This window comes from Sanguibacter sp. Leaf3, assembly GCF_001425965.1.
Lineage (GTDB): Bacteria > Actinomycetota > Actinomycetes > Actinomycetales > Cellulomonadaceae > Sanguibacter > Sanguibacter inulinus.
Genome location: NZ_LMRH01000001.1, coordinates 858705 through 875250 on the forward strand (window position 1 = coordinate 858705; position 16546 = coordinate 875250).

Here is a 16546-nt window from a genome sequence, read left to right on the forward strand (position 1 = left end):
CTGGGACAGAAGGCCGGGGGAGGGCACTGCAGCCCCACGCAGACGACGCAGGCCCCCGACAGCACGAGACGTGCGGTCGAGGGCCTGCGTCGGACGGGTCGGTCTGGGTCACCCGGTGTTCTGGAGCCCGGCGGCGATCCCGTTGACGGACAGCAGCAGCAGTCGTTGCAGCTGCGGCACCTGCTCCTGCGGTGCACCGCGGCGCAGGGCACGCAGCGCGCGGAGCTGGATCAGCGAGAGCGCGTCGACGTACGGGCTGCGCAGCTGGACCGCGCGCCCGAGGACGTGCAGGTTGCCGAGCATGGTCGTCTTGCCGGTGATCTTGAGGACCCACTCGCGGGTGAGGGCCATCTCGTCGAGGACGAGCGTCGCGAGGTCGTCGCGGTCGCCGAGGGCGAGATAGCGCTCGGCGATCCGCACGTCGGTCTTGGCGAGGGACATCTCGACGTTGTCGATCATCGTCGAGAAGAGCGGCCACTGGGCGTAGGCCCGCTTGAGCTCGTCGACGTCGCCGACTGCCGCGAGGGCCGTGCCCAGCCCGAACCACCCGGTGAGGTTGATGCGGGCCTGCGTCCATGCGAAGACCCACGGGATCGCCCGGAGGTCGTCGAGGGAGTTGACCGACAGCCCACGCTTGGCGGGCCGCGAGCCGAGGGGCAGCAGACCGATCTCCTCCTGCGGGGTGACCTGGGCGAACCACTGCGGGAAGCCCTCGGCGTGCACGAGCTCGAAGAACCGCTTGCGCGACTCCACGTCGAGCGTCGCGGCGACGTCGGTGAACCTCTCGGCGGCCTGGGCGTTGTGCTCGCCGACCGAGGGCATCGACTGCAGCAGGGTCGCCGCGGCGACCTGCTCGATGTGCCGGGTGGCGATCGTCGGGTCGCCGTAGCGGGCCGCGATGACCTCACCCTGCTCGGTGAGCTTGAAGCGCCCGTCGACCGAGCCCGGGGGCTGGGCGAGCACAGCACGGTTGGCGGGGCCGCCGCCGCGCCCGAGCGCACCACCACGGCCGTGGAAGAGCGTGAGCGTGATGTCGGCGTCCTGCGCCCACGCAGCGATCTTGTCCTGCGCCTCGTAGAGGGCGAGGGTCGCCGAGACCGGCCCGACGTCCTTGGAGGAGTCGGAGTAGCCGAGCATGACCTCGAGGCGGCGGTCTGTCGCCTCGAGGCGCTCGACCACGAGGGGGTTCTTCACGTACTCGGCGAGGACACCGGGAGCGGCCTGGAGGTCGGCGAAGGTCTCGAAGAGCGGCACGACGTCGAGGACGGGGGCGAGCTCGGGGCCGCCGAGCGCGTGCGCGGCGAGGGTGTAGACGTTCGCGAGGTCTTCGGCGTTCGTCGTGAAGGACACGACGTAGCGGCGGGCCGCGTCGACCCCGTGGCGCTTCTGGATCGCGGCGATCGCCCGGAAGGTGTCGAGGACCTCGACCGAGCGCTCGCTGAGCGCTGCGCTGTCGGCGCCGTGCTCGGCGATCTCGGCGAGGGTCTCCCGGTGCACCTGGGAGTGCTGGCGCACCTCGAGCTCGGCGAGGTGGAAGCCGAAGGTCTGCACCTGCCAGATGAACTTCTGCAGGTCGGAGTACGCGACCCGTCGGGCGCCGGCTGCGACGAGGGAGTCCTGGATCGTGCGGAGGTCGGCGAGCAGGTCGGCCGCGGTCGGGTAGGCCAGGTCGGCGTCCCGGCGCCGCGTCGCACGAAGACGCTCGGCGACGACGAGCAGCGTGCGGCGGTGCGGCTCGTTGGGGGAGCGGCTCGAGATGTCCGCGGTGATCTCGGGGGCGAGCTGGCGCTGGGAGAGCCACAGCTGGTCGAGGGCCTCGGAGGCCGGTGTCGTCGTCGCGTCGAGGGTCATGGTGCGGCCCACGCGCTCGGCGACGTTCTCGAGCGCGATGAGCACGTGCTCGCTCGCGATCGCTGCCGCGGTGCGGGTGATCGACGCCGTGACGTTCGGGTTGCCGTCGCGGTCTCCGCCGATCCATGTGCCCAGACGGACGAAGGGCGGGGAGACGGGGGTCGAGACCCCGGGCTCGTCGCGGTTCACCCAGGTGTCGAGCCGGCGGTAGACCTCGGGGAGCACGCTGAACAGCGTCTCGTCGAAGACGCCCATCGCCGTGCGGACCTCGTCGAGGGGGGAGGGCTTGGTGGTGCGCAGCGGCGAGGTGCGCCACAGGCCGTCGATCTCGGCGAGCAGCTGGTCGGTGTTCTCCAGGCGCGAGACCCCGGCGAGCGAGGACTCGTCGCGTGCCGCGAGCAGCGTGGTGATCCGGCGGATCGACGCGGCGATGGCGCGTCGGCGCGCCTCGGTCGGGTGCGCGGTGAAGACGGGGCGGAACTCGAGGCCGGCGAGGCGACGGCGCGTCTCGTCCGGGCCGAGCTCGGCCTCGAGGCGACGCAGCGCGTCGGGCAGGTAGTCCTGGGCGTGCGCCTCGGCGGGCGAGAGCTCGGCCTCGTGCTCGTGCACCACCCGCACCCGGTGGTGCTCCTCGGCGAGGTTCACCAGGTGGAAGTAGCAGCTGAAGGCACGGGAGACCTCTTCGGCCCGCTCGGGGCTGAAGGTGTCGATGAGGGCTTCTGCCTCGTCGATCGCTCCAGACTCCGGGGCCTTCTGGGCCGTGATGACGAGCCCACGGAGCCGCTCGACGTCGTCGAGCAGGTCAGGGCCGCCGGCCTCGCGGAGGATGGTGCCGAGCAGGTCGCCGAGGAGGCGGACGTCGGCGCGGAGCTTCTCCGGCATCTCGTCCCGCGCGTCGTCACGGTCGTCGGGGATGGCCTCGCGGAGGTCGTTCGACGAGGCGTTCTGGTGGTCAGTCACCGGTCAAGGCTAACCGGGGTCAGCCGGTCCGCCAGTGCGTTCTCGTCTGGTGGGCGCTACGAGCACCACGCAGGGTGGTCACGGGAGGGTCATGGGGCGGGCACAGAGGGCCTCGACGGCCGGATCAGGCGGGGGACCGCGGGTCGTGAGGCGCGTCAGCCCCTCCCCGTAGGCTGTCGGGTGTGATCATCGCAACCCACAACGGCAAGTTCCACGCAGACGACGTCTTCGGCGTCGCCCTCCTCACCCAGCTCTTCCCGGACGCCGAGGTGGTCCGCACCCGTGACCCCGAGGTCCTCGCGACGGCCGACGTCGTGCTCGACGTCGGCGGCGTCTACGACGTCGAGACCCGGCGCTTCGACCACCACCAGCTGAGCTCGGGTGCCCGCGACAACGGGATCCTCTACTCCGCCTTCGGTCTGCTGTGGCAGCACTACGGCAAGGAGTACTGCGGCGACGACGCCGTGTGGCAGAAGATCGACTCCCGCCTCGTGCAGGCCATCGACGCCGTCGACAACGGCCAGGACCTGTACACGGTGAGCGACTTCGGCGCCGCCCCGCTCGACGTGTCCGAGGTGCTCGGGCTGTTCAACCCGCTCGGCGACGACGAAGACTTCGACTCCCAGTTCCAGGTCGCCGTCGCGCTCGCGACCACGCTGCTGCAGCGCTACAGGCTCAAGTACGAGACGTCGATCGCCGCGGAGCGCACCTTCCTCGAGGCCTACGCCGCGAGCCCGAAGAAGACCTACGTGGTCCTCGAGAAGTTCGTCCCGCACGGCGGCATCGCCACCAAGCAGTCGAAGCTGCTCTTCACGGTCTTCCCCGGCGCGACCGGGCACTGGACGATCCAGACCGTCCGGCCCGAGTCGTCGCAGTTCGGGTCCCGCAAGGAGCTGCCCGAGTCCTGGCGCGGCCTCAACGGCGCCGAGCTCGCCGAGGTGACCGGCGTGCCCGACGCGGTGTTCTGCCACAAGGCCGGGTTCATCGCCGCGGCCGAGACCCGCGAGGGTGCTCTCGAGATGCTCCGGCAGGCCCTGGCTGCCTGACACCGGAAGAGCGAGCCGCACGACGCCGTCTGCTGGCCCCGGGAGGCCGCATCGTGCGCCCCCGCCCCACGGGGCAGCGCCACAGCACGACGAAGCCCCTCACGCACCGCGGTGCGTGAGGGGCTTCGTCGTGCTGGCCCGGCAGACCGCCGGGGGACCGGACCTCAGGTGCGGTCGGGCTCCGAGCGGAACGATCCGTGCGCCTCGTGCGCCTGGGCGATGAGAGCCTTGAGCTCCTCGTCCTCGGTGTACATGTCGGCGTACTTGGGGTCGATCTTCTGCAGGCGGCTCTCGGTCTCCTGGAGCTCGACGTAGAGACGGTGACGCTCTGCGGGGTCTGTCGTGTAGGACAGGTCCACGTAGTGCGACGCGTCGCGGCGAGCGCCGTTGACGAGGTTCTGCACCTTGCCCTTGTCGGACATGAGCGAGGCGATGACGGTGATCGCCAGGACACCGACGATGACGCTGAGGGACAGCGGGGTGCTGACCTCGAAGACGTCGACGTGCTCGCCGCCGTTGATGAACGGCAGGTTGTTCTCGTGCAGGGCGTGCAGCACGAGCTTGATGCCGATGAACCCGAGGATCGCGGCGAGACCGTACGACAGGTAGATGAGGCGGTCGAGCAGGCCGTCCACCAGGAAGTACAGCTGACGCAGACCCATGAGCGAGAAGGCCGTGGCCGTGAACACGATGAAGGTGTTCTGCGTCAGACCGAAGATCGCCGGGATCGAGTCGAGGGCGAAGAGGATGTCCGTACCGCCGATGGCGACCATGACGAGCAGCATCGGCGTGAGGGCACGCTTGCCGTTGTGCATGGTGAAGAGCTTGTCGCCGTCGTACTCGTCGGTCGTGTGGAACAGCTTCTTGGCCGTCCGGATGATGAAGTTGTTCGCCTCGTCGCCCTCGCCCTCGCCCTCGGGCTTGAGCAGCTTGATGGCCGTGAAGAGCAGGAACAGACCGAAGAGGTAGAACAGCGCCGAGAAGCGGTTGATGAGCGCGACACCGACGAAGATGAAGGCTGTGCGGGCGATGAGCGAGAAGACGATGCCGAAGAGCAGCACCTTCTGCTGGTCTGCGCGCGGCACCTTGAAGCTCGCCATGATGATGAGGAAGACGAACAGGTTGTCGACCGAGAGAGCCTTCTCCGTGATGTAGCCGGCGAAGTACTCGGACCCCATCTGCGATCCCCCGAAGACGAGGACGCCGACGCCGAAGACGAGCGCGAGCCCGACGTAGATCGACGACCAGATCGCTGCCTCTCGCAGCGTCGGGATGTGTGCCTTGCGGACGTGGAAGATGAAGTCGAACGCCAGGAGCCCGACGATCAGAACGATCGTCAGACCCCAGACGAGCCCAGAGACCTCCATGTGGGTCCTTTCGAGTGTGCGTGCCGAGGTGGTGCCGTTCACCACCTACCGACCCGTGTGCATGATGGCTCAACGTCACGCGCACCCGGGAGGTTCCCACGCGCGACGGGGAGTTTCCCCCGTCTCACGTGGCGGGCACCGAGTGGGCGACCAGGACCTCAGCCCTCCCGCAGGTCCAGCCCGGCCAGGCGTCGAGCCTCGAGCAGCACGTCGTCGACCATCTGCGGTGTCAGCCGCCCGGTGCTCGTGTTGTGGGGGCTCACGTGGAAGCAGCCGAGCACCGTGAGCTCGCGCCCGTCGGGGTGCCCGATCCTCACCTTCGCGCCGTGGCCGAAGCGCGGTCGGGGCCGCGGCACCGACCAGCCCTGGTCACGCAGCGTGGCGAGCAGCGCGACCCATCCGAACCCGCCGAGAACCACGGCGACCCGGACCGTGGCTGCCAGCAGCTCGAGCTCGCGTCCGAGGTAGGGGGAGCAGCGGCGACGCTCGTCGGGTGTCGGCTTGTTGTCCGGGGGGACGCAGTGCACGGGGGCGACGATCCGTGCCCCCGTCAGCACGAGCCCGTCGTCGCGCGACACCGCTGTCGGTTGAGAGGCGAAGCCCGTCCTGTGCATCGCGGCGACGAGCACCTGGCCGCTGCGGTCGCCCGTGAACATCCGGCCGGTCCGGTTGCTGCCGTGCGCCGCAGGGGCGAGACCGACGACGACGACGCCCGCCTGCTCGTCTCCGAAGCTCGGCACGCCGCGGCCCCAGTACGTCTGGTCGCGGAAGGCTGCGCGACGCTCCGTCGAGACCTTCTCGCGGAACTCCACGAGGCGTGGGCAGGCCGTGCATCCTTCGACGAGCCTGTCGACCTCGAGCAGGGTGCGAGCCCCGGGGGCCAGGTCGGGTCCTTCTCTCACGCCTTGCCGACCTCGCCTGCTCCGGGCGCCGGCGCGGCGAGCCACTCGTCGACCTCGGTCAGCAGCCGACGCTGCGTCGACCCGGCGGCGAGGCTCGCACGGATCGAGGACCGGGCCAGACCCGCGAGCTCTTCGTCGGAGAAGCCGTGCACGTCGCGCGCGCTCTCGTACTGCCCCACGAGCCTGGACCTGAACAGCAGCGGGTCGTCGGCCCCGAGGGCGACCCGCGCCCCCGCGTCCACGAGGTCCCGCAGCGGCACCTGCGCGTCGTCCGCGTACACCCCGAGCGAGACGTTCGACGCCGGGCACACCTCGAGCGACACGTCCTGCTCGACGATCCGCTCGAGCACCCGACGGTCTTCGCCCGCCCGCACGCCGTGCCCCAGCCGGTCCGGCTGCAGGGTGTCGAGCACCTCGGACACGTGCCCGGGCCCGAGCAGCTCGCCGCCGTGGGGGACAGAGGCCAGCCCGGCCTTGCGGGCGATGCGGAAGGCCGGGGCGAAGGCGCTCGTGTCACCGCGCCGCTCGTCGTTGCTCAGCCCGAAGCCGATGACCTCGCCCGGTCCGTCTCCGGCGTGCAGGGCGGCAAGCCTCGCGAGGATGCGGGCGTCGAGAGGGTGGCGCATGCGTGAGGACGCGACGATCACCCCGACCTCGACGCCGCTCGTCGCGCTCGCGGACCTGGCCTCGTCGAGGACGATCTCGAGGGCCGGGGTGATGCCACCGACGAAGGGGGCGTACGACGTCGGGTCCACCTGGATCTCGAGCCTGCCCGACCCCTCGGCGGCGTCGTCCTCGGCGGCCTCGCGGATGATGCGGCGCATGTCGGACTCGGTGCGCACGCACGCCCGGGCTGCGTCGTACAGACGCTGGAACCTGAACCAGCCGCGCTCGTTGGCCGGCACCCGGAGAGGGTCGAGGTCGAGCAGCGCGCTCGGCAGCCTCATCCCGTGGGCGGCGGCGAGGTCCGCGAGCGTCGACTGCCGCATCGACCCTGTGAAGTGCAGGTGCAGGTGTGCCTTGGGCAGGGTGGCGAGGTCTCTGCGGCCAGGTGGCGTGCTCGGGGGAGGTGTGCGGACGGTCTCAGCAGCGTGAGTGGTATTGGTGCTGCTCTGGGTGCTCTCGGTGCTCTGTGCCGGGTGAGCGAGTGGTCCGGGCTGCTGCGTCTCGTCAGGCATCTGTGGATTCTGCCAGGTCGGCGCCGTCCCGGGGGACTTCCGGCCCACGGACGCCCTGTCGGCCCGGTCGATGATGTGCAGGTCGGGCGAGGTGCGCCCGGCGTGCCGAGAACCGGGTCCCCGGGTCTCGCGCACCACAGCGAGGGAGAGCCAGATGCGAGTCTTGGTCAGCGCAGCGTCGAAGCACGGGTCGACCCGGGAGATCGCGTCGGTGATCGCCCAGGCCTTCGAGCGGGCCGGGCTCGAGTGCGACGTCGTCGAACCCGCAGACGTGAAGGACGTGAGCGTCTACGACGCCGTCGTCGTCGGCTCCGCTGTGTACATCGGCCAGTGGCTCCCCGAGGCGCGCGACCTCGTGGACCGCCTCGCCGACCAGCTGCGCTCGGTGCCCGTCTGGTTGTTCTCCTCCGGGCTCGCCGACCAGCCGAGCAAGCGCGGCAACTCCGCACCAGCCACGACAGCCCGGATGGAGACGCTCGGCGCTCGCGGCCACAGGCACTTCCCGGGCAAGCTCGACGTCCTCGTGCTCAGCCTGGCCGAGCGCGCGGCCATCCTCGCAGCGCGCGGCAAGTACGGCGACAGCCGTGACATGGATGCCGTCAGGGCGTGGGCCGAGGGTGTCGCCGCCGAGCTCGTGGCCGAGACCGCCGACGCGGTCTGACCCCGGCGCAGCGCGTCATGCGGTGCCGAGCAGCCCGCGCTCGATCGCGACGGTCACGGCATGGGTCCTGTCGTTGACGCCGAGCTTGCCGAAGGCGCGGATCAGGTGGGTCTTCACCGTGGTCTCCGAGATGAACAGCTCCTGCCCGACCGCGGCGTTGCTCAGGCCGCGGGCGACCGCCCGGAGAACCTCGACCTCGCGCGGGGTGAGCCGTTCCGCCCGCGAGCCGACCTGGCTGACGAGGCGGGTCGCGACCGAGGGGGTGAGCACCGTCTGGCCCCGCGCCGCGTCGCGGATCCCGGCGACCAGCTCAGCACGCGGGGTGTCCTTGAGCAGATAGCCCGTGGCACCGGCCTCGACGGCCCGCAGGATCTCACCGTCGGTCTCGTAGGTCGTCAGCACGACGACGCGGGTCCGGCCGGGCAGCGCGACGATCTCGCGGGTGGCGCCGACCCCGTCGAGCACAGGCATGCGCAGGTCTGTCACGACCACGTCGGGGACCAGCTCGCGCGCGAGGTCGACAGCCTGACGGCCGTCCTCGGCCTCGCCGACGACCTGGATGTCAGGCTCGACGCCGAGCATCCCCACGATCCCGGCCCGCACGACAGGGTGGTCGTCGGCGACCACGACCCTGACGACCCCTGCCGCGAGCCCGGTGCCCGGTTGAGCGGGTGCGCCTGCAGGACGCCCTGACGCGGTGCTCACGCGAGGATCCTCGGGACGCGCGCGACGAGCCGGGTCCCGCGGCCCGCCGCGACCTGCGGGGCCCCGTGTCCGGCTGCGACGTGCTCTGGCACGGTGGACGCGTCGCCGATCTCCGCTCTGCAGTCTTCGACCTGCACCTGTCCTCCTAGGGCTCTCACGCGCTCACGCATGCCGCGCAGCCCGAATCCTTCCACGGCGTCGTCGTCACGGCCGGTCCCGTCGTCCGTCACGGTGACCACGGCGTCCGTGGGGCCGATCTCGAGGCTGACCTGCACCCGGGCAGCACCCGAGTGCCTGCGGACGTTGGACAGCGCCTCCTGGACCGTCCGCAGCAGCGCGACCTCGACGGGCGAGGAGAGCGCGTCGCTCCCCGTGCACACCGTGCTGACCTCGATCCCGGTCTCCTCGGTGAGCCGTGCTCCGAGCCGTGCCAGGGCCTCCGGCAGCGTCGACGCGTCGAGGGGCGCCGGGGAGGACGCCGAGACGAGGGCCCGTGCCTCGGCGAGGTTGTCCCGCGCCGTCCGCTCGATCAGGTCGAGGTGGCGCAGCACCTGGCCGGTCTCCCCGTGCTGCGCCTCGGCGGCGGCGGTCTGGGCGAGCATGACCACGCTCGTGAAGCCCTGGGCGAGGGTGTCGTGGATCTCGCGCGCGACGCGCTCGCGCTCGGCGACCACGCCCGCGGCGTGCTGGGTGCGGCCCAGCTCGGCCTGGGCCTCCTGGAGCGATCGGAGCAGCTCGGCGCGCTGGGCCCCCTGCCGCAAGATCCAGTGCAGCCACAGGCCCATGAGCATGCTGAAGGCGAGACCGAGCGCCATCTGGAACACGGTGGCCCACGAGGCCGCATCGACGTCTCGGAGCCTGAACAGCAGCGCGAGGGTGCTCACGAGGGCGAGGAGCGCGCTCAACCACGCCCCGACGCGGATGCTCGGCGTGAGCAGCCAGACCTGCGAGTACGCCACGAACAGCAGCATGGTGCCCAGTGGGTCGAGGGACGTCACGACGCAGGTGACCACGAAGAGCACGAGGAGGTAGGCCCACACCGCGGCGTCGGGGCCGTGGTGCAGGCTCCGGGCCGCAGCCCGCTGGCCGAAGGTCGCGTAGGCCAGGACGAGCACGCCGAGGGCGACGAGCGAGGGACCGCTGCGGCCCAGGACCCTGTCGTCGCTCACCAGGATCCCCGCGACGGTGAACCCGACGAGCAGGTAGAAGGCGAGGTGCCAGAACCTCAAGACCCGTGCCCAGCTGCGTGCGTCGGCGTCGATCGCGCCGTCGGCTGTGAGGCCCGCCGGCTCAGCCGTCGTCACGACGGCGCCAGCGGAAGGTGCGCACGCACACGACGAGCCCGAGGATCAACCATGCCACCAGGATGACGGCTGTCGGCCCGTGCTGCCAGGACCCGGACACCTCGGCCGCCTGGGCGCTGTCGGGGAGGAACACCGAGCGCATGCCCTGCGCCATCCACTTGAGCGGGAAGACCTCCGCGAACCTCTGCATCCAGGTGGGCAGGTCGGAGAACACGAAGAACACCCCGGAGGTGAACTGCAGGACCAGCACGACGGGCAGGACGACTGCTGTCACCGACCTGCCAGAGCGTGGGACCGAGGAGAACGCGATGCCGCACACCGTGCCGACGGCGGTCCCGAGCACGAACACCCAGGCGAAGGTGACCCAGGCGTCGAGGGAGCCGGGCACCTCGATGCCGAACAGCACCGCCCCGGCAGCCACGAGCAGAGTGGTCTGCGCGAGCGAGACGACCAGGACCTGACCGATCTTCCCGAGGAAGAACGCGACGGGTGGCAGGGGAGTGGTCCGCAGGCGTTTGAGCGAGCCGTCGTCGCGCTCGACCGCGAGCGACGTGGCGAGCGCCTGGAAGCTCGTGAGCATCATCCCCGTGGCGATCATCCCGGGGAGGAAGTACTGGGCGAAGCTCACGGCGTCCTCGCCCGAGCCTCCCGCCGTCGCGCCGTCCTGACCGAAGACGCTCGCGAAGATCGCGAGCATGAGGATCGGGTACGCGAAGATGAAGACGACGGCGTCGCGCTCTCGGAAGAACGACACCAGCTCGAGCCGGGTGCGGCTCAGGCCGAGCGCGACGATCCCGGGGAGCCGCCGGGTCGACGTCCGCGTCGTGCCTGGGTGGTGCGTGCCTGGGCCGTGCGTACCTGTGCTGTGCGTCGCTGCGGTCATCGTGCCGTCTCCGTCGTCGTCAGGTCATGGGTGTCTGGGTGTCGTCCGGGCGCAGCCGCCGGGGGCCTGTCGGTGGTGCGGCCCGCGGAGACGAGGTCGAGGTAGACGTCTTCGAGGGTCGGCGTCTCGATCCTCAGCCCGGGGACCTCTCCGTCGTCGAGGGCCAGGCTGGCGGCCAGCTCAGCCACGAGGGCTGTCGGCCGGGCGGTCCGTTCGCTCCGGGCGGCACCGTCCTGGGTCCAGTGCACGACAGGCCGACGGGCCTCGGGCCCGCCGAGGGAGGTGGGGGTGCCCTCCGCGGCGACGCGGCCCGCGGTCACCACGACCACACGGTCGGCGAGTGCCGCGGCCTCGTCGAGATAGTGGGTGGTCAGCACGACCGTCGTGCCGTCACCCCGCAGAGAGCGCACCAGCTCCCAGAACGAGCGGCGTGCCTCGGGGTCGAAGCCTGTCGTGGGCTCGTCGAGGAACAACAGCTCGGGGGACCCCACGATCCCCAGGGCGACGTCGAGCCTGCGGCGCTGACCGCCCGAGAGCGACCGGGCTCGCGCCCCGGCCGTGGCGGCGAGCCCGACGGCCTCGACCACCTCGTCAGGGTCGCGTGGCGCCGAGTAGTAGCCGGCGAAGTGCCGGACCATCTCCCGGACCGTGAGCTCGGCCTGGTCCCGGGAGTCCTGGAGCACCACACCGATGCGGTCCCGCCACTGCCGACCGGCGTGCGAGGGGTCTGTGCCGAGCACGCGCACAGTCCCCGCGTCAGGCCGCCGGAAGCCCTCGAGGATCTCGACGGTGGTCGTCTTCCCGGCGCCGTTGGGGCCCAGGATCGCGACGGTCTCGCCGTGCTCGACGCGCAGGTCGAGACCGTCGACGGCGGCGTGGGAGCCGTAGCGCTTGTGGAGGCCCACGACCTCGATCGCCGGAGAGGTCCTGCCTGTCTGCCTGCTGGTGGTCATGGCTCGAGCCTGGTCTGGTGGCGGTCTGCGCACCAGAGTCGGAGCGGTCGACCTGGGGGTCCTCCGTCCGGAGGACGGCGCGCTTCGACGGGCCGTCGCAGCGCCCTCGGCCGGCCCGTCCGAGGGCCTGAGACAGACCTGGTTAGACCCCAGCGCCTGCGTCGCGTACAGTATTCATTCGGTGGATGACGTCCATCCTGATCGGGCGTGCCTCCGACCCTCACGGGTCGGTCCGGTGCGGCAGTCAGGGTGAGCAGTCCGTCGAAGGGTAGTGGCGCAATTGGTAGCGCAGCGGTCTCCAAAACCGCAGGTTGCAGGTTCGAGTCCTGTCTGCCCTGCTTGGTGTCCTCGTCGGTCGTCGACCGGGCCTGGGCACATCCTCGTCTGATTCGAGGAGATGGGTCATGGGCACGTGAACAGGCAAGCCACGACGTAGGGATGAACCAGTGAGCGATTCCGCAGCCGGAGCAGCCAGCGCTGAGAGCGCCGGTGTCGGTGGCGAGAAGAAGAGCCCGAGGGGTGCGCCTGCCAAGGCGAACATCTTCGCTCGCATCGCTCTCTTCGTCCGCCAGGTGGTCGCCGAGCTCAAGAAGGTCGTCACCCCCACGCGGTCTGAGCTCTGGAACTACACGCTCGTCGTGATCGTCTTCGTGCTCGTCTGCATGGCCTTCGTGCTCGCGCTCGACTACGTCATCAACAAGGGCGTCTTCTGGATCTTCGGCTAGGCCGAGCGACCGTCGCGCGACAGCGGGCGGTCCAGAACATGACGCGCGGAGCTCTCGAGTGACCGCGCGTCGCACGTCCATCAGGTAGTAGTCCGGGCCCATCTCGGATCGTCAGTAGAAAGCAGGTTGACACGTGTCTCAGGAGTCGTTCGAACCGACGGAGGAGATCGTCGACGCCGTCGCGGGCGACGCTGAGAGCGCCGACGCGGACGTCGCGGTCACCGAGCTCGACGACCAGCCGACCGAGGAGTCCGTCGACGACGACGCGACCTCGACCGAGGAGCCGACCGAGGCGGCCGGCGACGAGATCGCCGAGGAGTCCCCGGCCGACGAGTCCGCGTCCGACGCCGAGGCGGCTGTCGACGACGAGGACGAAGACCCCGTCGAGGCCTTCAAGCGCGAGCTGCGCGGCAAGCCCGGCGACTGGTACGTCATCCACTCTTACGCCGGCTACGAGAACCGCGTGAAGGCGAACCTCGAGAACCGCATCCAGAGCCTCAACATGGAGGACTACATCTTCCAGATCGAGGTGCCGATGGAAGAGGTCACCGAGATCAAGAACGCGCAGAAGAAGATCGTCCGCCGCGTCCGGATCCCCGGTTACGTCCTCGTCCGCATGGACCTCACCGACGAGTCGTGGGGCGCCGTGCGCCACACGCCCGGTGTCACCGGCTTCGTCGGTCACACCCACCAGCCTGTCCCGCTGACCCAGAACGAGGTCTTCGGGATGCTCGCGCCCCTCATCGCCCCCAAGGCAGAGGCCGGCGCCAAGGGCAGCGGTTCCGCCCCGGCGATCGAGGTCGACTTCACCGTCGGCGAGTCGGTCACCGTCACGGACGGACCTTTCGACACGCTGCCTGCCACGATCTCCGAGATCAACGCCGAGGGCCAGAAGCTCAAGGTGCTGGTCTCGATCTTCGGCCGGGAGACCCCGGTCGAGCTGTCGTTCAGCCAGGTCGCCAAGATCTGAGCCGTCCGGCGAGGGACGTGTGCCACCCAGGCTCCCGTCAACAACTGAGTCAGAAGACACGAAGGACCCGATATGCCTCCCAAGAAGAAGGTATCTGGGCTGATCAAGCTCCAGATCCAGGCCGGTGCTGCCACACCGGCACCCCCGATCGGCCCCGCGCTCGGACAGCACGGCGTCAACATCATGGAGTTCTGCAAGGCCTACAACGCGGCCACCGAGTCGCAGCGCGGCAACGTGGTGCCCGTGGAGATCACGGTCTACGAAGACCGTTCCTTCACCTTCATCACGAAGACGCCGCCGGCAGCAGAGCTGATCAAGAAGGCCGCTGGCGTGGACAAGGGCTCGCCCACCCCGCACACGGTCAAGGTCGCGACCCTCACGTCCGCACAGGTCCGTGACATCGCCACCACCAAGCTCGAAGACCTCAACGCCAACGACATCGACGCAGCGTCGAAGATCATCGCCGGCACCGCCCGCTCCATGGGCATCAAGGTCGAAGGCTGAGAAGCCTTCTCCCTCATCTTTCATCGACCGTCGGCTCAGCCGGCGGCCAGTGGCAGGGTCCGCGCGGACCCGTAGACCACGACTGCAGCTAGGAGAACCAGCAGATGGCAACGCGCAGCAAGGCATATCGCACTGCGGCCGAGAAGATCGACCGCGACAACCTCTACACCCCCCTCGAGGCCGTCCGCCTCGCGAAGGAAACCTCGGTGACCAAGTGGGACGCGACCGTCGAGGTCGCCTTCCGTCTCGGCGTCGACCCTCGCAAGGCCGACCAGATGGTCCGTGGCACCGTCATCCTCCCGCACGGCACCGGCAAGACCGCTCGTGTCCTGGTCTTCGCCACGGGTGAGCGCGCCGAGCAGGCTCGCGCAGCCGGCGCCGACGTCGTCGGTGGCGACGAACTCATCGACCAGGTCGCAGCCGGTTTCACCGACTTCGACTCTGCTGTCGCCACCCCTGACCTCATGGGCAAGGTCGGCCGCCTCGGAAAGGTCCTCGGACCCCGTGGCCTCATGCCGAACCCCAAGACGGGCACCGTGACCATGGACGTCGCGAAGGCTGTCTCGGAGATCAAGGGCGGAAAGATCGAGTTCCGCGTCGACAAGCACTCGAACCTCCACTTCATCATCGGCAAGGTGTCGTTCTCCGAGGAAGCCCTCGTGGAGAACTACGCAGCCGCGATCGAAGAGGTCCTCCGTCTGAAGCCGTCCGCTTCCAAGGGCCGCTACATCTCGAAGGCGACGCTCACGACGACGATGGGCCCCGGCATCCCCGTGGACCAGTCGAAGACGACGAAGCTGCTCGAGAACGACGAGGCCTGAGCCTCTCAGCTCGACGACGAGGCCGGATCCCCGCTGGGGGGTCCGGCCTCGTCCGCGTCTGGACACTCTCTGAGGCGGCCAGGCGGCCAGGCGGCCAGGCGGCCAGGCGGCCAGGCGGCCAGGCGGCCAGGCGGCCAGGCGGCCAGGCGGCCAGKCGGCCAGKCGGCCAGTCAGGCCAGTCAGGCCAGGCCGGTGCCGGCCGCCGTGACATGGCCTGGCTCACGATGGTCGTGAGCACCCCTCGGGGCGTGTAGTATTCATCTGTACCCAAGACCGCAGGTCGTCGGTCGTGCCCGCTCGCGGACATGCCGATCGAAGTCCCGTCGCAGACGGAGGCCAGCGCAGGTGAGTGTGATCGAGTCGGACCTGGTCCGGAACTTGTGAGCCCCGCGCCTGCGCGGGGCTCTTTTTGTGTCCGGGGCGGGAGCCGGATTCCCGGCGAGACGTGCGGCACCACCATCGGAAGGATTGCCATGGCGAGGCCGGACAAGGCAGCCGCAGTCGCAGAGCTCACGGACCTGTTCCGCGAGTCCAACGCTGCAGTGCTGACCGAGTACCGCGGGCTCACCGTCGCGCAGCTCAAGCAGCTGCGTCGGTCGCTCAGCGGCAACGCAACCTACGCCGTGGTGAAGAACACGCTGACCGCCATCGCGGCCAAGGAAGCCGGTGTCGAGGGACTCGACGCCGACCTCGCTGGTCCGTCGGCAATCGCCTTCGTCTCCGGTGACCCGGTCGAGGCTGCCAAGGGTCTGCGTGACTTCGCCAAGGCGAACCCCCAGCTGGTCATCAAGGCAGGAGTCCTCGACGGACGCCCGCTGACCGCTGAGGACATCAACAAGCTCGCGGACCTCGAGTCCCGCGAGGTGCTCCTGGCCAAGGCCGCGGGCGCATTCAAGGCTTCGCTCTTCCAGGCGGCCTACCTGTTCACGGCCCCCGCTTCACAGGCTGTGCGCACCATCGACGCCCTGCGCGAGAAGCAGGCTTCGCAGGAAAGCGCTGCCTGAGTCTTCCCCTCCGGGACGACGCAGGCCACGCACACACATCACCCTCTGCTTCACGCAGGACAACTAGGAAGGACGCCGACCATGGCGAAGCTCACCACCGAAGAGCTCATCGGAGCTTTCAAGGAACTCACCCTCATCGAGCTCTCTGAGTTCGTGAAGGCATTCGAGGAGACCTTCGAGGTCACCGCAGCTGCTCCGGCCGCTGTCGCCGTTGCTGGCCCGGCTGCTGCTGCCGCCGAGGCCGAGGAGGAGAAGGACGAGTTCGACGTCATCCTCGAGGCTGCTGGCGACAAGAAGATCCAGGTCATCAAGGAGGTGCGTGCCCTCACGAGCCTCGGTCTCAAGGAGGCCAAGGACCTCGTCGACGGTGCTCCGAAGCCGGTCCTCGAGGCCGCCAACAAGGAGACCGCCGAGAAGGCAAAGGCTGCCCTCGAGGGCGCCGGCGCGACGGTCACCCTCAAGTGATCTGAGCCTCCGGGCTCGGGCCGCCTAGACGCCTGGCGTCTGCGCGGACCACATCGTGCGAGAAGGCCCGCACCCCCTCGAGGGGTGCGGGCCTTCTCGTCTGCTCGACGTCGGGACCGGCTCCGCCGGTCCGCACCTCTCGCAGGGGGACGCCGGGCTCCGGGCTGCCGCGCGAGAGCGACGGTCCGGGCGACTGCGGGGTCGACTCTTGTCGTCCACGCTCGCGCGCAGCCGGGACCGGTCCGCC

The 16546-nt window shown here is 69.9% G+C and carries 16 protein-coding genes and 1 tRNA gene; 9 read left to right on the forward strand and 8 right to left on the reverse strand.

Translation table 11 applies throughout. The features are described 5' to 3' along the window. Positions 1–108: 108 nt before the first annotated feature. The gene (locus ASG53_RS03645; protein WP_235533859.1) at positions 109–2733 is read right to left on the reverse strand and encodes a phosphoenolpyruvate carboxylase; all 2625 of its coding nucleotides are present in this window, start codon (positions 2731–2733) and stop codon (positions 109–111) included. Between the two features lie 260 nt (positions 2734–2993). Here ASG53_RS03645 and ASG53_RS03650 point away from each other — a divergent pair, with 260 nt between their 5' ends. Beyond that, positions 2994–3857, forward strand: coding sequence for an MYG1 family protein (locus ASG53_RS03650; RefSeq protein ID WP_056128621.1), 864 nt, complete (start codon positions 2994–2996; stop codon positions 3855–3857). A 164-nt stretch (positions 3858–4021) separates the two neighbouring features. Here ASG53_RS03650 and ASG53_RS03655 read toward each other — a convergent pair whose 3' ends face one another. From ASG53_RS03655 to ASG53_RS03665, 3 genes are all read right to left on the reverse strand, one after another. Next, the gene (locus tag ASG53_RS03655) at positions 4022–5224 is read right to left on the reverse strand and encodes a TerC family protein (protein WP_056128624.1); all 1203 of its coding nucleotides are present in this window, start codon (positions 5222–5224) and stop codon (positions 4022–4024) included. 158 nt (positions 5225–5382) lie between these two features. Next, the gene (locus ASG53_RS03660) at positions 5383–6126 is read right to left on the reverse strand and encodes a uracil-DNA glycosylase (RefSeq protein WP_056128626.1); all 744 of its coding nucleotides are present in this window, start codon (positions 6124–6126) and stop codon (positions 5383–5385) included. Then, a complete protein-coding gene (locus ASG53_RS03665; protein WP_082543870.1) occupies positions 6123–7304 on the reverse strand; it encodes an adenosine deaminase in 1182 nt (393 codons plus the stop codon). Before ASG53_RS03665 ends, ASG53_RS03660 begins: the two co-directional genes overlap by 4 nt. A gap of 154 nt (positions 7305–7458) precedes the next feature. Between ASG53_RS03665 and ASG53_RS03670 the strand changes: the two genes are divergently transcribed. Beyond that, positions 7459–7965, forward strand: a complete 507-nt coding sequence (locus ASG53_RS03670; RefSeq protein ID WP_056128629.1) for a flavodoxin domain-containing protein — start codon at positions 7459–7461, stop codon at positions 7963–7965. 15 nt (positions 7966–7980) lie between these two features. Here ASG53_RS03670 and ASG53_RS03675 read toward each other — a convergent pair whose 3' ends face one another. From ASG53_RS03675 to ASG53_RS03690, 4 genes are all read right to left on the reverse strand, one after another. After that, complete coding sequence (locus tag ASG53_RS03675) at positions 7981–8592, reverse strand: response regulator (protein ID WP_156382703.1); 612 nt, start codon at positions 8590–8592, stop codon at positions 7981–7983. Positions 8593–8666: 74 nt separating this feature from the next. After that, the gene (locus ASG53_RS03680; protein ID WP_056128632.1) at positions 8667–9974 is read right to left on the reverse strand and encodes a sensor histidine kinase; all 1308 of its coding nucleotides are present in this window, start codon (positions 9972–9974) and stop codon (positions 8667–8669) included. After that, positions 9961–10857 carry an ABC transporter permease gene (locus tag ASG53_RS03685; protein WP_056128637.1) on the reverse strand — a complete coding sequence of 299 codons (897 nt, stop codon included), beginning with the start codon at positions 10855–10857 and terminating at the stop codon, positions 9961–9963. Before ASG53_RS03685 ends, ASG53_RS03680 begins: the two co-directional genes overlap by 14 nt. Next, a complete protein-coding gene (locus ASG53_RS03690; protein ID WP_056128640.1) occupies positions 10854–11810 on the reverse strand; it encodes an ABC transporter ATP-binding protein in 957 nt (318 codons plus the stop codon). Before ASG53_RS03690 ends, ASG53_RS03685 begins: the two co-directional genes overlap by 4 nt. A gap of 265 nt (positions 11811–12075) precedes the next feature. On the opposite strand from ASG53_RS03690, the gene ASG53_RS03695 reads away from it, so the two are divergent. The 7 genes from ASG53_RS03695 to rplL all read left to right on the forward strand — a co-directional run bounded on the left by ASG53_RS03695 (position 12076) and on the right by rplL (position 16299). Then, positions 12076–12148: transfer RNA gene (locus ASG53_RS03695), tRNA-Trp, on the forward strand. 108 nt (positions 12149–12256) lie between these two features. Continuing rightward, entirely contained in the window at positions 12257–12535 is a 279-nt protein-coding gene (gene secE / locus ASG53_RS03700) for a preprotein translocase subunit SecE (protein ID WP_056128642.1), read from the forward strand. Positions 12536–12668: 133 nt separating this feature from the next. After that, positions 12669–13505, forward strand: coding sequence for a transcription termination/antitermination protein NusG (gene nusG / locus ASG53_RS03705; protein WP_056128645.1), 837 nt, complete (start codon positions 12669–12671; stop codon positions 13503–13505). A gap of 72 nt (positions 13506–13577) precedes the next feature. Continuing rightward, complete coding sequence (rplK, locus tag ASG53_RS03710; protein WP_056128648.1) at positions 13578–14009, forward strand: 50S ribosomal protein L11; 432 nt, start codon at positions 13578–13580, stop codon at positions 14007–14009. 104 nt (positions 14010–14113) lie between these two features. Beyond that, the gene (gene rplA / locus ASG53_RS03715) at positions 14114–14830 is read left to right on the forward strand and encodes a 50S ribosomal protein L1 (protein WP_056128651.1); all 717 of its coding nucleotides are present in this window, start codon (positions 14114–14116) and stop codon (positions 14828–14830) included. A gap of 473 nt (positions 14831–15303) precedes the next feature. Then, a complete protein-coding gene (gene rplJ / locus ASG53_RS03720) occupies positions 15304–15834 on the forward strand; it encodes a 50S ribosomal protein L10 (RefSeq protein WP_012867955.1) in 531 nt (176 codons plus the stop codon). An 81-nt stretch (positions 15835–15915) separates the two neighbouring features. Then, positions 15916–16299, forward strand: coding sequence for a 50S ribosomal protein L7/L12 (gene rplL, locus ASG53_RS03725; RefSeq protein ID WP_056128654.1), 384 nt, complete (start codon positions 15916–15918; stop codon positions 16297–16299). Positions 16300–16546: the final 247 nt, after the last annotated feature.

Bases quoted from the DNA above. Each gene is read 5' to 3' on its own strand.
- ASG53_RS03670 (WP_056128629.1), top strand. From the start codon at position 7,459: ATGCGAGTCTTGGTCAGCGCAGCGTCGAAGCACGGGTCGACCCGGGAG.
- rplJ (WP_012867955.1), top strand. From the start codon at position 15,304: ATGGCGAGGCCGGACAAGGCAGCCGCAGTCGCAGAGCTCACGGACCTG.
- ASG53_RS03655 (WP_056128624.1), bottom strand. From the start codon at position 5,224: ATGGAGGTCTCTGGGCTCGTCTGGGGTCTGACGATCGTTCTGATCGTC.
- ASG53_RS03690 (WP_056128640.1), bottom strand. From the start codon at position 11,810: ATGACCACCAGCAGGCAGACAGGCAGGACCTCTCCGGCGATCGAGGTC.
- ASG53_RS03645 (WP_235533859.1), bottom strand. From the start codon at position 2,733: ATGCCGGAGAAGCTCCGCGCCGACGTCCGCCTCCTCGGCGACCTGCTC.
- ASG53_RS03665 (WP_082543870.1), bottom strand. From the start codon at position 7,304: ATGCCTGACGAGACGCAGCAGCCCGGACCACTCGCTCACCCGGCACAG.
- ASG53_RS03685 (WP_056128637.1), bottom strand. From the start codon at position 10,857: ATGACCGCAGCGACGCACAGCACAGGTACGCACGGCCCAGGCACGCAC.
- rplA (WP_056128651.1), top strand. From the start codon at position 14,114: ATGGCAACGCGCAGCAAGGCATATCGCACTGCGGCCGAGAAGATCGAC.
- rplL (WP_056128654.1), top strand. From the start codon at position 15,916: ATGGCGAAGCTCACCACCGAAGAGCTCATCGGAGCTTTCAAGGAACTC.
- rplK (WP_056128648.1), top strand. From the start codon at position 13,578: ATGCCTCCCAAGAAGAAGGTATCTGGGCTGATCAAGCTCCAGATCCAG.